This is a genomic window from Halomonas meridiana (assembly GCF_009846525.1).
GTDB lineage: Bacteria > Pseudomonadota > Gammaproteobacteria > Pseudomonadales > Halomonadaceae > Vreelandella.
Genome location: NZ_CP024621.1, coordinates 3162099 through 3174716, shown reverse-complemented (window position 1 = coordinate 3174716; position 12618 = coordinate 3162099). Strand labels below are relative to the sequence as shown.

Sequence of the window (12618 nt, the reverse complement as noted above, 5' to 3'; positions counted from 1 at the left end):
GCTTTTTAGTGGCTCGTCGTGAGGGCGATGACGCTTACTCGTCGGTGTCGGCCTCTGCGCGGCGTTTACGTACCAAGCGGCCAAACAGCAAGCCGACTTCGTAAAGCAAGTACATGGGAATGGCCAGCAGGCTCTGTGAGATGACATCCGGCGGTGTCAGCAGCATCCCGATCACGAAGCACCCCAGGATGATGTAGGGGCGTTTCTTGGAAAGGCTTTCGACGGTGGTCGCACCGGACAAGATCAGCAGAAAGGTTGCGATGGGAATTTCGAACGCCACCCCAAACGCAAAGAACAGCTTCAACACGAAGTTGAGATACTGGTTGATGTCGGTCATCACCGCGACGTTTTCCGGGCCGGTTTGGGTGAAGAACTCAAACAGCAGCGGAAATACCACGTAGTAAGCGAAGGCCGCACCGGCATAAAACAGCGCCACGCTGGAGACCAAAATGGGGATGGCCAGCATTTTCTCGTTGTCGTACAGCCCCGGTGCGACGAACGCCCAGGCCTGATGCAGCACGAACGGGATGGCAATGAAGACCGCCACTACCAGCGTCAGCTTGAAGGGCGCCAAGAAGGGCGAGGCCACTTCGGTGGCGATCATCTGCGAGCCTGCCGGCAGCAGCGACATCAGCGGGTCGGCCACGAAGCTGTAGATGTCGTTCGCAAACGCGTACAGCCCGAGAAATACCACCAGGATCACCACGATGGCCTTCATCAAGCGCGAACGCAGTTCGATCAGGTGCTCAATGAGGGGCGCTTGGCTTTGGTCGTTATGCGGCTCCTGGGAATCGCCAGACATACTCATTGGTGGTTGCTATCCTTTTGATGATCGGTCTGGTCAGTGGCTGGGGCGTCTTCCCGCACCGTTTTCAGAGCGTCGTCTAGACGAGCGCTGGCGCTGGCCACGCGCTGCTCGGTGGCTTGCTGGTTGGCCGTCGTCTCGCGGTGTGGCGCGGCAGGCTCGGCAATGCTTTCGACGTCCTGCTTGGCTTTCTTCAGGCTGTCGTCGAGTTTTTTCTGCTGCTCGTTCAGCTTCTGCCGCAGCTCTTCCGCTTCCAGTTGAGCGCTGATCTCACGCTGCATGCCGGATACCGTACGCTTGATCTTGCCGATCCATAGCCCCGTGGTGCGTGCCGCTTTAGGCAGCCGCTCAGGGCCGAGCACCAGCAGCGCCACGATGCCAATGAGCATGAGTTCAAGAAAGCCGATATCCAGCATGGGTTATTTGCGCTCTTCGTTGCGGTCGGCAGCAGCGCGTTTCTCTTCGGCCTGCACGTCGTAGGTGTTGCCCGCTTCTTCGTGGCTCACCTTGGCGTGAGGCTGATCGGCGTCCTTCTTGTCGCCCTCTTTCTCCTCTTCGTGCATGGCTTTCTTGAAGCCTTTGACGGCACCGCCTAGGTCGGTGCCCACGTTACGCAGTTTTTTGGTGCCGAAAATCAGGATGATAATGCCCAGAACAATCAGCAACTGCCAAATACTGATACCACCTAACATATGCATTTCCTCATCGGAGCAGGGTTAACGTTGTGATCGGGACGCTTTCTCGTCGTGGCCAGAAATACCGAACCGCCGAGCGAGTTCATCAAGTACCCGCTGATGGTCGAGATCCAGGTGCGACAGCATGACAAGGCTATGAAACCACAGGTCGGCCGTTTCGGCGATCAACGCTTCACGGGCCTCGTCACTGCCGTGCTCGGCATCTTTGGCCGCCAGCAGCGTTTCTGTGGCTTCTTCACCCACTTTTTCGAGTATCTTGTTCAAGCCCTTATGATGCAAGGAGGCAACATAAGAATCTTCTGGATTAGCGTGGCGACGCTGCTTTAAAACGTCAGCAAGGGCGTCGAGCACAGGAGCGTGATTCGCGTCGGTCATGGTGTTCTCTTTATCAATCGGCGGCGTCGTTTCGTCAAGTGATTGCATCGTATCAGTGCCAGAGCAGCAGTATTAAGCCGGCACCGGCAGCCGCGAGTATCGGCCAATCCTGAGTGGCAGCCCAACTACTGAGTGGCTGCCAAGCCAGCGCAATAGCGACTAGGGCCAAGCCAATGCGCAGCCGATGCTGGCGTTTACCTTGCTGACTCATTTGGCGGCGCATCTGGCTGATCGCCGTCACCTGCTGATGGCGCTGACGATGCTCATGCTCCATGCGGCTAAGTGCCTGATGCGCCAATACGGGCAGTTCAGGCAGCTGATGAGAAAGCTCCGGTGCTTGGCGCTTGAGCGATTCCCACAGCCCGCCAATGCCTGCCCGCTCTTTCATCCACTTCTCTAAATAGGGCTTGGCGGTGCTCCAAAGGTCCAGGTCGGGGTAGAGCTGGCGGCCCAAACCCTCGATATTGAGCAGCGTCTTTTGCAGCAGCACCAGTTGGGGCTGCACTTCCATATTGAAGCGCCGAGCGGTCTGGAACAGCCCGAGCAGTACCTGCCCAAACGAGATGTCTTTGAGCGGCTTCTCTAGAATGGGCTCGCATACCGTGCGAATGGCGGCGGCAAACTCGTTGGCGCGGGTGTTTTCACCGACCCATCCCGACTCGATGTGCAGCGCGGCGACTTCGTAGTAATCCTGGTGAAAGAATGCCAGCAGATTGCGCGCCAGGTAGTCCTGATCTTCCCGGGTGAGGCTGCCGACGATGCCGCAGTCGATAGCGATATATTGTGGATCGTCCGGGTCGTCACAGTTTACGAAGATGTTGCCGGGGTGCATGTCGGCATGGAAGAAATTATCGCGGAACACCTGGGTGAAGAAAATTTCCACCCCGCGCTCGGCGAGCTTTTTCAAGTTCGTGCCACGGGCAATGAGCGTATCCAGATCGGCGACCGGCACGCCGCGAATGCGTTCCTGTACCATGACGTGGCGGCGGGTGTAGGGCCAGTAAATGGTCGGCACGAACAGCAGCGGTGAGTCTTTGAAATTGCGCTTGAGCTGGGAGGTATTGGCGGCCTCTTTGTAGAGATCCAGCTCGTCGAACAGCGTCGCTTCATAATCGCGGATCACCTCGACCGGGCGTAAGCGCCGGGCTTCGGGCACTTTGGCCAGCAGCTTGGCCACCTGGTACATCAAGCCCATGTCTTGACGCATGATACGGTCGATGCCGGGACGGATGATTTTGACCACCACGTCTTCGCCGCTGTGCAGCGTGGCGGCGTGGACTTGGGCAATCGAGGCCGACGCCAAGGGGACACGATCAAAGGCGGCAAACGCCTCCGGCAGCGTCATTTCGAGCTCTTTTTCCACCCGCGCAGCGGCCAGCTCGCCAGGGAAGGGCGGCACTTGGTCTTGCAAGCGCTTTAGCTCGTCGGCGATGTCTTCTGGCAGCAGGTCACGGCGGGTCGAGAGCATTTGGCCGAACTTGATGAAGATCGGCCCCAGCGCCTCCAGCGCCAAACGCAAACGCTCGCCACGGCTGCGCTGCCCAACGGGCACCAGTTGAAGCGGTGACAGCTTCAGTAGTAGGCGCATCCAGAGCGGCAGGCGCTCGGCAGGAATCAAGGTGTCCAAGCGATGCCGCGTGACGACCCAGACGATTTTAAACAGCCGCAGGCTCATCCGCGCTGCTCCTTAGGCGTTGATGGTTCCGCTGGCTGCGTAAGTCGCTTATGGAGACGGTTAAGCCGCGCTGCCAGGCGGTCGGTGGCGATCTCTAGCTCGGTCAGGTGGTCGCGCAGCACGTCGCGCTGCTGGCGGCCGGGCAGCAGGCGCGCTTCCTCGAACACGTACTCCGAGACATCCTGCAGCAGCTCGTCTTTGGCACGCAGCCCCCAGCGGGCCGCACGTCGAATACCTTCCGCCAGCGAGTGAGCAGGCATATCGCCCAGCCAGCGCGCCAGTTCGCCCTCCCAGTCGATATCCAGATCGAACAGCAGATCGCGGGTCGCTTCCAGCAGATGGAGTCGGCCGCGTACGGCCAATTTGCCGTCGAACATCAGCCGCTCGATGGAAGCGCCGCTCAGCCATTCGGAGAGCGTCTCGGGGGTGAGTTCCACGACGGCATCGACGTCGGTCTCTTCCACTTCGTCGCCGTGCTGCAGGTCAATGCCTGACGCGTGGTAGCAGAGCAGCAGCGCGAGCTGGGGCTTCTCCAAACGGACCAGCAAGCGGCTACCTGCCAGCGACGCCAAACGGTTTGGCGCCGCCGGGTCGCGGGCGAGCAGGGCATTGATCGTGCGTTCACATCCGGCCAGCAGCAGGGTCGGGGTGACTAGCATGCCGACCTCGTGTTCCAAGGGATCATCGCTGTTTGCTGCTGTGTCATAGTTTGATGCCGCGGTGGAGGGCCACGATACCGCCGGTCAGGTTGGTGTACTCCACCCGTTCCAGGCCTGCGTTCTCCATCATGCCCTTCAGCGTCTCTTGATCCGGGTGCATACGAATCGACTCGGCCAAATAGCGGTAGCTCTCGCCATCACCGGCGACCAGCTCACCCATTTTGGGCAGCAGGCGGAAGGAGTACTCGTCATAGGCTTTGGAGAGCAGCGGGTTGTTGGGTTTCGAGAACTCCAGCACCAGCAGGCGTCCGCCGGGCTTCAGTACCCGCGCCATGGAGCGCAGCGCGGCGTCTTTATCGGTGACGTTACGCAGACCAAAGGCAATGGTGATGCAGTCGAAGCTGTTATCCGGGAAGGGCAGGCACTCGGCGTTGGCCTGCACGTACTCGACGTTGCCGCCCACGCCGTTATCCATCAGCTTGTCGCGGCCGACCTTGAGCATGGAGGCGTTGATATCGGCCAACACCACTTTGCCACGCGGGCCTACCAAGCGGGAAAACTTGAGGGTGAGGTCGCCAGTGCCGCCCGCAATGTCGAGCACTTGGTGCCCTGGGCGGACGCCAGCACGTTCGATGGTGAGTCGCTTCCAGACCCGGTGGATGCCCATGGACATCAGGTCGTTCATCACGTCGTAACGAGCGGCCACCGAATGGAAGACGTCGGCCACGCGGGAGGCTTTCTCGTCGACCGGCACTTCTTGGTAGCCAAAATGGGTAGTGCGCTTTTCCGTGGGGCTCATGGGGCTTTAGCTCCCGAATTCGAGGCGGTAGTTGTCGACCGTTAGGTCATCGCAATCAATGGTTGGCAACATTGTAGCCTTCTCGACCCCAATTTGTCTGCGCCTGGCCTGGGGCAGCGCGTCACAGCTGCTTGAATTGAATGCCTGCAGGCTCGCGAGAGGCCCCTGCCGCCTCCAAGCGCTCGAGATAGTTCTGCCAATAAGCGTCTTGGTGGGTGGCGAGGTCGAAAAGATAGTTCCAGCTATACAGGCCGCTATCGTGGCCGTCGTCGAAGTGCAGTTTGAGGGCGTAGTTACCGGCTTGGGTAATGTTCTGTAAGCCGACATCCTTTTTACCCACTTGCAGCACGGCCGTATCACCGCCGTGGCCGCGCACTTCGGCGGAGGGGGAGTAAACCCTCAAAAGTTCGACGGGAAGCCGGTACGTCTCGCCGCTGGCGTAGCCAAGTTCCAGCTCACGCGCCTGCTTATGATAGTGAACCCGGGTGGGTGTCGGGGCGTTCATGGGGGCACCTCATAACGATCAATCGCAAAAGCAGCCTGCCCGCCAATGCGAGCAGGCTGCCGGTGGCTCTACCGAAAGTGGCGCCTACAGAATGTAGCGCGACAGGTCCTCGTCGACCGCCAGCTCGCCTAGCTGAGCATTGACGTAGTCGGCGTCAATGACCAAGGGGCTGTCCATATCTCCCCCTTTGAACGACGCCTCTTCCAGCAAGCGCTCCATGACTGTGTGCAGACGACGAGCGCCGATGTTCTCGGTTCCTTCGTTCACCTGCCAGGAAATCTCGGCAATGCGTTCGATGCCGTCCGGGGTGAACTCGACGTCGAGCCCTTCTGTGGCCAGCAGTGCTTGATACTGCTTGGTGAGCGAAGCAGAAGGCTCGGTGAGGATCCGCTTGAAGTCGCCCGGTGTGAGCGCATCCAGCTCGACGCGAATGGGCAGACGACCCTGCAGTTCCGGAATGAGGTCGGAAGGCCGCGACAGGTGGAAAGCACCGGAAGCAATGAACAGGATGTGGTCGGTTTTGACCATGCCGTATTTGGTCGACACCGTCGAGCCTTCGATCAGCGGCAGCAGGTCGCGCTGCACGCCTTCGCGGGAGACTTCGCCACCGCTGGATTGGCCACTGCCCTTGGCGACCTTGTCGATCTCGTCCAGGAACACGATGCCGTGCTGCTCGACGGCTTCCACGGCGCGGGCTTTGATCTCTTCTTCGTTGACCAGCTTGCCGGCCTCTTCGTCACGCAGTAGCACCAGCGCCTCTTTGACGGTCACGCGGCGCTGCTCGCGCTTCTGCTGGCCCATGTTGGAGAACAGGCTCTGCAGTTGGCTGGTCATCTCTTCCATGCCCGGTGGGGTCATGATATCGATGCCCTGGCCTTGGGAAGAGATTTCGATATCGATCTCTTTATCGTCGAGCTGGCCTTCACGCAGCTTTTTGCGGAAGGTCTGGCGGGTGCCGCTATCTTCACGGGGCTTATCTTCCTGGCCCCGGGGCGGCGGCAGCAGCGCATCGAGCACGCGGTCTTCAGCGGCGTCTTCGGCGCGGTGGCCCACTTCCTCTTTGGCATGCTCGCGAACCATCTTGATCGCCGCTTCCATCAGATCGCGAATGATCGACTCGACGTCGCGGCCTACGTAGCCCACTTCGGTGAACTTGGTGGCCTCTACCTTGATGAACGGCGCGCGGGCGAGCTTCGCCAAGCGTCGGGCAATTTCGGTTTTACCTACGCCAGTGGGGCCAATCATCAGAATGTTTTTCGGCGTGACTTCGGGGCGCAGCTCGTCGTCGAGCTGCATGCGGCGCCAGCGGTTGCGCAGGGCAATGGCTACGGCGCGCTTGGCATCCTGCTGGCCAATGATGTATTGGTCCAGCGCATGAACGATTTCGCGGGGTGTCATCTGGGTCATAAAGGGGCCTCAACGTTCGTTGATGTTCAGCTCTTCGAGCGTCACGTGGTGATTGGTGAATACGCAGATGTCACCAGCGATGGCGAGGGATTTTTCGGTAATTTCGCGAGCGGACAGCTCGGTGTTCTCGAGCAGCGCTCGGGCGCTGGCCTGGGCAAAGTTGCCGCCAGAGCCAATGGCGATGATGCCGCGCTCCGGCTCGACCACGTCACCGTTACCGGTAATGATCAATGAGGCGCTGTGGTCGGCGACGGCCAACAGCGCTTCCAAACGGCGCAGCGCGCGGTCGGTGCGCCAATCTTTGGCGAGTTCGACGGCGGCTTTGGTCAAATGGCCTTGATACTTTTCGAGCTGCGCTTCAAAACGCTCGAACAGGGTAAACGCATCGGCGGTGCCACCGGCGAAACCGGCCAACACCTTGCCGCGATACAGGCGGCGTACTTTGCTGGCATTGCCTTTCATGACGGTGTTGCCAAGCGAGACTTGGCCGTCGCCTGCGAGGGCAACCTGGTTACCGCGGCGAACGGAAACAATCGTGGTCATGGAGATAACTCCTTGGGGGAGACGCGCTCCCGATGACTGATCGGCCGCAGCGAGCGGCCGTATAAAAAGCGATTCTCAACAAAATGCGGGCGGCTGATAAAAAATCAACCGCCCGCAAGCGAAAGCCATCCGATAAAAGGTGGCGGCAGGCGTGTCACGCCGTGGGGATTAGTTCTGTAGCTGGATCAGCAGCGGCTCGATGCCTTGGGTACTCATCAGGTCCTGGGCGCGATTGAGCTCGCGGGTGTCGTCGTAAGGGCCGACCTGAACCCGGTGCCAAGTGTCGCCGTTGGCCTGTACCTCGCTGATCTGCGCCAGCAGGCTCAGGTTGCGCAGGCGGCTGCGCAGCTGCTCGGCATCGCTCAGCTCGCGAAACGAGGCTGCTTGCAGCATGTAGCGGTTCGAAGCACTGGCCGGGGCCTGCTGAACGGCGGCTGCCTGATCACTGGGGCGCGTGTTGGCGGCAATGACCTGGGCAATGGGGTCGTCCGCCGCGCTGTCTGAGGCGCTAGCTGTACTCTCTGACGAGTCCGTCGTGGCCCTATCGCGCTCGGTGTCCTCGTCACTGGCTGCCAAGGTGGGCGGTGTGACGTTGGAAGGCACAGCCCCACCTGGAGCGATGACTTCGGTTTCGGGTAGCAGCGTGTAGAACTCGAAGGTGGGCATCGCCTGTTCGGCAGGCGTTTCGGTTTGCCGCGCGGCGCTGCGTTCGTCACTACCGGCCGGCTTGGGCAGCACCGTGGCCTGGGGTGTCTCGCTTTGCTCCTGCCAGGGAGCCGTGCCGTGCTGGTGCTGAGCGAGGAAGAAACCAGCGGCCACCCCGGCAATCCCCCATAGCCAGCCGGGTATGCGCAGCCCGCCGCCGGAGCGGCGGGGCGATTTGCGCTGCGTGGTGGCTCCGCGGCGGGCGGGCTTATTACGCGGGCTGGCCATGAATTACATCTCCTCTGGGGCGCTGACACCCATCAGATCAAGGCCGTTGCGCAGCACTTGGCGCACTGCCAAGCCCAGCGCCAAGCGAGTATTGCGCAGGGTGTCGTCATCGACCATCACTTTGACCGCGTTGTAGCAGGTGTGGAAGTCACCGGCCAAGTCCAGCAGGTACTGGGCGACTTGTTGCGGCTCGCGGTTCTTGGCGGCGTGTTCGACTACCTCCGGATAGCGGGCCAACCGGTTCAGCACCGCTTTCTCCTGATCGCTATCGAGCAGTGCCAAGTGGGCCGTGGCGATGCTGTGATCGAAGGGTTGGCCTGCCTCTTCGGCTTTGCGCAACATGCTGCACACCCGCGCGTGGGCATACTGAATGTAATACACCGGGTTGTCGTTGGACTGCGACCGGGCTAGGTCGATATCAAAGGTCAACTGAGAGTCCGCGCGCCGTGCCGCCAGGAAGAAGCGCGTGGCGTCACGGCCCACTTCGTCGATCAGGTCGCGCACGGTGACGTAGCTGCCTGCGCGCTTGGAGAGCTTCACTTCGACCCCAGAACGGGTGACCATCACCATCTGGTGCAGCACGTAGTCGGGCCAGCCTGTCGGGATGCCCACTTCTAGCGCTTGCAGCCCCGCCCGCACCCGCGTCACGGTGGAGTGGTGATCGGCGCCCTGCTCGTTGATCACGGTGGTGAAGCCGCGCTGCCACTTGTCGAGGTGGTACGCCACGTCGGGTAGGAAGTAGGTGTAGCCCCCTTCGCGCTTGCGCATCACACGGTCTTTGTCATCACCGAAGTCGGTAGTGCGCAGCCACATGGCGCCGTCTTCTTCATAGGTGTGGCCATTGGCGACCAGTTTTTCGACGGTGGCCTCGACCTTGCCGTCCTCGTAGAGCGAGGACTCCAGGAAGTAAACGTCAAACTCGACGCCAAAGGCTTTGAGGTCTAGATCCTGCTCGCGGCGCAGCCAAGCCACGGCGAAGGCCTGAATGGCGTCCAGGTCGTCTGCATCGGCTTTGGCGGTCACTTCCCGATCATCGGCGGTGACGGTTTTACCTGCCATGTAGTCGTTGGCGACATCGATGATGTATTCGCCGCGGTAGCCATCCTCCGGCCAGCTAGCATCGTCGGGGCCGAGGTGTTTGGCGCGGGCTTGAACGGAGAGCGCCAGGTTTTTGATCTGCGCGCCCGCGTCGTTGTAGTAGAACTCGCGGGTAACGTCGTAGCCGGTGGCTTCCAGCAGGCGGCAGAGACAGTCGCCAATCGCCGCGCCGCGGCCGTGACCAACGTGGAGCGGGCCGGTGGGGTTGGCGGAAACGAACTCCACCTGCACTTTTTCACCCTTACCGATTAGGCTGCGGCCGAAGGCATCGCCGCTATCCAGCACTTGGGCGACGATTTGCGCGGCGGCGTCGGCGGCAGCAAAGAAGTTGATGAACCCAGGGCCGGCAATCTCGGTTTTTTGAATGGCGTCGCTGGCGGGCAGGGCAGCGACGAGGGTATCGGCCAGCTCACGGGGCTTCATGCCGGAGGGCTTGGCCAGCATCAGTGCGAGGTTGGTGGCGTAGTCGCCATGGGCCTTGTCTTTGGTGGGATCCACCTTGATGGCGGGCGTTAAATCGTTGGGCAGCACGCCTTGGTGCTTGAGCGCGTCAACCGCGCCTTCGAGCAGAGAAATAATCGTATCTTTCATGTAAATATCCGGATGTCGTCGGTGGCGGCGTGTGCAGTCGCCCAGAGAATGCAGCGGCAAAGCGGCCATTATCGGCAATTGGCGCGCAGTTTCAAAGCCGTATTCCCTTCGGCGCGCCAGCGTTGTGCGCCCCCTGGCGGTCAGGCCAGGGTTTGTGGGTCGATATCCATCGACCAGCGCACTTTGCGCGCCTCGCGGTTGGCTTCTAGCCACTGCACCAGCCAGTTAGCGGCGGCGTGGCGGTGGCTACGTTTGTCAGCGGTGATCATGACGTGAATGTGGTAGCGGTTTTGGCGACGCTCCATGGGGGCGGGCACGGGCCCCAGGCAGCGCACGGGCAGCTGGGCGTCCTTCAACCACTGGCGCAGCGCCTGGGCGGCGTGTTGAGCCAGCGCGAGCGCCGCCTGCTCCTGTGGGCTTTCTACGCGTAGCAGCGCCATAAAGCAAAACGGCGGCAGCTTGGCGATGCGGCGCTCTTCCAGCAGGTTGCGGGCCAGTGCGCCGTAGCCATGTTCGGCCAGCTGTCCTAGATGTGGGTCATCCGGGTGGAGGGTTTGCACTAGCACCCGGCCAGGGTGGGCGGCGCGGCCTGCGCGCCCCGCCACTTGCTCCAATAGCTGTGCGCTGTGCTCTAGGGCGCGGAAGTCCGCCGCGTAGAGGCCGCCATCGGCGTTGACCACCACCACCAAGGTGACGTGGGGCAGGTGGTGGCCTTTGGCGAGCATTTGAGTGCCCACCAGCAGGCAGGGTTCGCCGCGATGAATCTCTTTGAGCACCTGCTCGAAGCTCTCTTTTTTGCGCGTGCTGTCGCGGTCGATACGGTGAACGGTGGTGTCAGGGAACAGCCCTTGTAGCGTCTCCTCGGTGCGCTCCGTGCCGCTACCCAGCGCACGCAAATCGCCGCTGCCGCACTCTGGGCAGGCATCGGGCAGCGCTCGGCGGCTATCGCAGTGGTGGCAGGCCAGCAGCGGCGGCTGGCGGTGTAGCGTCATACGCGCATCGCACTGGCCGCACTCGGCCATCCAGCCGCAGCTATGACAAGCCAGGCTCGGCGCAAAGCCGCGCCGGTTGATGAATACCAGCGCCTGCTTGCCCGCCGCAAGCGTGCTTTTGATGGCTTTGATGGCCCCCGGCAGCAGCCCGCCCTGGCGGCGCTGATGACGCAGGTCGATCAGCTCTAACTTGGCGGGCGGGTGACGGCTAGGGCGCTGGGTCAGCCGCAGGTGGCGGTAAGCGCCCGTAAGCGCCTGCTGCAGGCTTTCAAACGAAGGCGTCGCGCTGCCCAGCAGCAGGGGAATGCCGTGATAGTGCGCTCTGGCAACGGCAAGGTCCCGCGCGTGGTAGCGCAGCCCGTCGTGCTGTTTGTACGAGCCGTCGTGCTCCTCGTCGACGATGATTGCCCCAGGGTTCGCCAGCGGGGTGAAAATAGCCGAGCGGGTGCCGATGATCACCAGCGCACGGCCGTTGGCGGCGGCTTCCCAGACATCCAAGCGCTCTGGGTCGGTAAGCCCGGAGTGCAGCGCCACCACCGGTACGCGAAAGCGGCTTTTGAACCGCGCGAGCGTTTGTGGCGTGAGGCCAATTTCGGGCACGAGCACCAGGGACTGCTTTCCTTTGGCAGCGAGCGCTTCGATGAGCTGTAAGTAAATCTCGGTCTTACCGCTGCCGGTCACGCCTTCCAATAAACAGGGGTGGTAGCCGTCGAGTTTTTCATGCAGCACGGCGAGCGCAGCGGCCTGTTCACGGTTGAGCGGCAGCGACGGCGAGGCGAGTAAGCTTCCGCCGGTGGGTTGAGCGGCAGTCAGGGTGATCTCTTGAGGCTCGGTAAAGCCCTTCTTTTGCAGCGCTAATAGCTGGTCCCGAGTGAAGCCATGGGCGCTCACGGCGCGGCCTGGAAGTCCGTGGGGGTGCTGGCGAAGAAGCGCATAAAGCGCTGCCTGTTTAGGCGCGCGCGCCAGGGCCGTTTCATCGTTGGGGAGAGAAAGCCACAGGGTTTGGGTGCGCCCTGCCATCGGGTGACCCTGACGCAGCCTGGCGGGCATGGCGTGCTGCAGGGTATCGCCCAGGCTGTGCTGGTAGTAACGCGCCGCAAAGTGGCACAGCCACTGCCAGTCGCTGGGCAGGGGGGCGTCATCCAACGCCTCGCTAATAGCGCGTAGCTGCGCGCGGGGGAGCTCGCTGCCGGTGGCGAGGGAGACCACCACGCCCACCACCTCTCGGCGGCCAAACGGAACACGCACCCGGAGCCCCGGCTGCCAGCCACAGGCGGGCGCGCGCGGGGCCGGTAGATAGTCAAACAGGCGGCGCAGCGGCGATGGCAGCGCCACTTTCACTACCTGAAAAGCGCCTTGAGGCTGCCCCTGGGTAGGGGGCGTTGAAGAAACAGGATCGGACAATTGGCCTCCGGCGATTAGTTTGCTAGAATGCGCGGCCGCTCTGAATCTATCGGATGGAGCGGTTAACCGGTTAGCAGTTTTTTCAAACCCGTATGCGGTGCCTGGCAATGGATCAGGTGGCGGCATATAGCTCATGA

13 protein-coding genes are annotated in these 12618 nt (G+C 61.6%); all 13 read right to left on the bottom strand.

Annotated features, from left to right (window positions below; translation table 11 throughout):
* Nucleotides 1-34: 34 nt before the first annotated feature.
* The 13 genes from tatC to CTT34_RS15060 all read right to left on the bottom strand — a co-directional run bounded on the left by tatC (nt 35) and on the right by CTT34_RS15060 (nt 12607).
* Complete coding sequence (gene tatC, locus CTT34_RS15120) at nt 35-808, bottom strand: twin-arginine translocase subunit TatC (RefSeq protein WP_159343167.1); 774 nt, start codon at nt 806-808, stop codon at nt 35-37.
* Entirely contained in the window at nt 805-1221 is a 417-nt protein-coding gene (gene tatB / locus CTT34_RS15115) for a Sec-independent protein translocase protein TatB (RefSeq protein ID WP_159343166.1), read from the bottom strand. The genes tatC and tatB overlap by 4 nt, the downstream gene beginning before the upstream one ends.
* Nucleotides 1222-1224: 3 nt before the next feature.
* A complete protein-coding gene (gene tatA, locus CTT34_RS15110; protein WP_159343165.1) occupies nt 1225-1497 on the bottom strand; it encodes a Sec-independent protein translocase subunit TatA in 273 nt (90 codons plus the stop codon).
* Between the two features lie 24 nt (nt 1498-1521).
* Complete coding sequence (locus tag CTT34_RS15105; RefSeq protein WP_159343819.1) at nt 1522-1875, bottom strand: phosphoribosyl-ATP diphosphatase; 354 nt, start codon at nt 1873-1875, stop codon at nt 1522-1524.
* 52 nt (nt 1876-1927) lie between these two features.
* Complete coding sequence (gene ubiB, locus CTT34_RS15100; protein ID WP_159343164.1) at nt 1928-3550, bottom strand: ubiquinone biosynthesis regulatory protein kinase UbiB; 1623 nt, start codon at nt 3548-3550, stop codon at nt 1928-1930.
* Entirely contained in the window at nt 3547-4209 is a 663-nt protein-coding gene (locus tag CTT34_RS15095; RefSeq protein WP_159343163.1) for a ubiquinone biosynthesis accessory factor UbiJ, read from the bottom strand. The genes ubiB and CTT34_RS15095 overlap by 4 nt, the downstream gene beginning before the upstream one ends.
* Before the next feature lie 43 nt (nt 4210-4252).
* On the bottom strand, nt 4253-5008 hold the full coding sequence (gene ubiE / locus CTT34_RS15090; protein WP_159343162.1) for a bifunctional demethylmenaquinone methyltransferase/2-methoxy-6-polyprenyl-1,4-benzoquinol methylase UbiE: 756 nt from the start codon (nt 5006-5008) through the stop codon (nt 4253-4255).
* 121 nt (nt 5009-5129) lie between these two features.
* Nucleotides 5130-5513, bottom strand: coding sequence for a gamma-butyrobetaine hydroxylase family protein (locus CTT34_RS15085; RefSeq protein WP_153842493.1), 384 nt, complete (start codon nt 5511-5513; stop codon nt 5130-5132).
* A gap of 84 nt (nt 5514-5597) precedes the next feature.
* Nucleotides 5598-6920 carry an ATP-dependent protease ATPase subunit HslU gene (gene hslU / locus CTT34_RS15080; RefSeq protein ID WP_159343161.1) on the bottom strand — a complete coding sequence of 441 codons (1323 nt, stop codon included), beginning with the start codon at nt 6918-6920 and terminating at the stop codon, nt 5598-5600.
* A 9-nt stretch (nt 6921-6929) separates the two neighbouring features.
* The gene (hslV, locus tag CTT34_RS15075) at nt 6930-7463 is read right to left on the bottom strand and encodes an ATP-dependent protease subunit HslV (protein ID WP_044630495.1); all 534 of its coding nucleotides are present in this window, start codon (nt 7461-7463) and stop codon (nt 6930-6932) included.
* Between the two features lie 168 nt (nt 7464-7631).
* The gene (locus CTT34_RS15070) at nt 7632-8396 is read right to left on the bottom strand and encodes an SPOR domain-containing protein (protein ID WP_159343160.1); all 765 of its coding nucleotides are present in this window, start codon (nt 8394-8396) and stop codon (nt 7632-7634) included.
* A 3-nt stretch (nt 8397-8399) separates the two neighbouring features.
* A complete protein-coding gene (gene argS, locus CTT34_RS15065) occupies nt 8400-10085 on the bottom strand; it encodes an arginine--tRNA ligase (RefSeq protein ID WP_159343159.1) in 1686 nt (561 codons plus the stop codon).
* A gap of 140 nt (nt 10086-10225) precedes the next feature.
* Entirely contained in the window at nt 10226-12607 is a 2382-nt protein-coding gene (locus tag CTT34_RS15060) for a primosomal protein N' (protein WP_159343158.1), read from the bottom strand.
* Nucleotides 12608-12618: the final 11 nt, after the last annotated feature.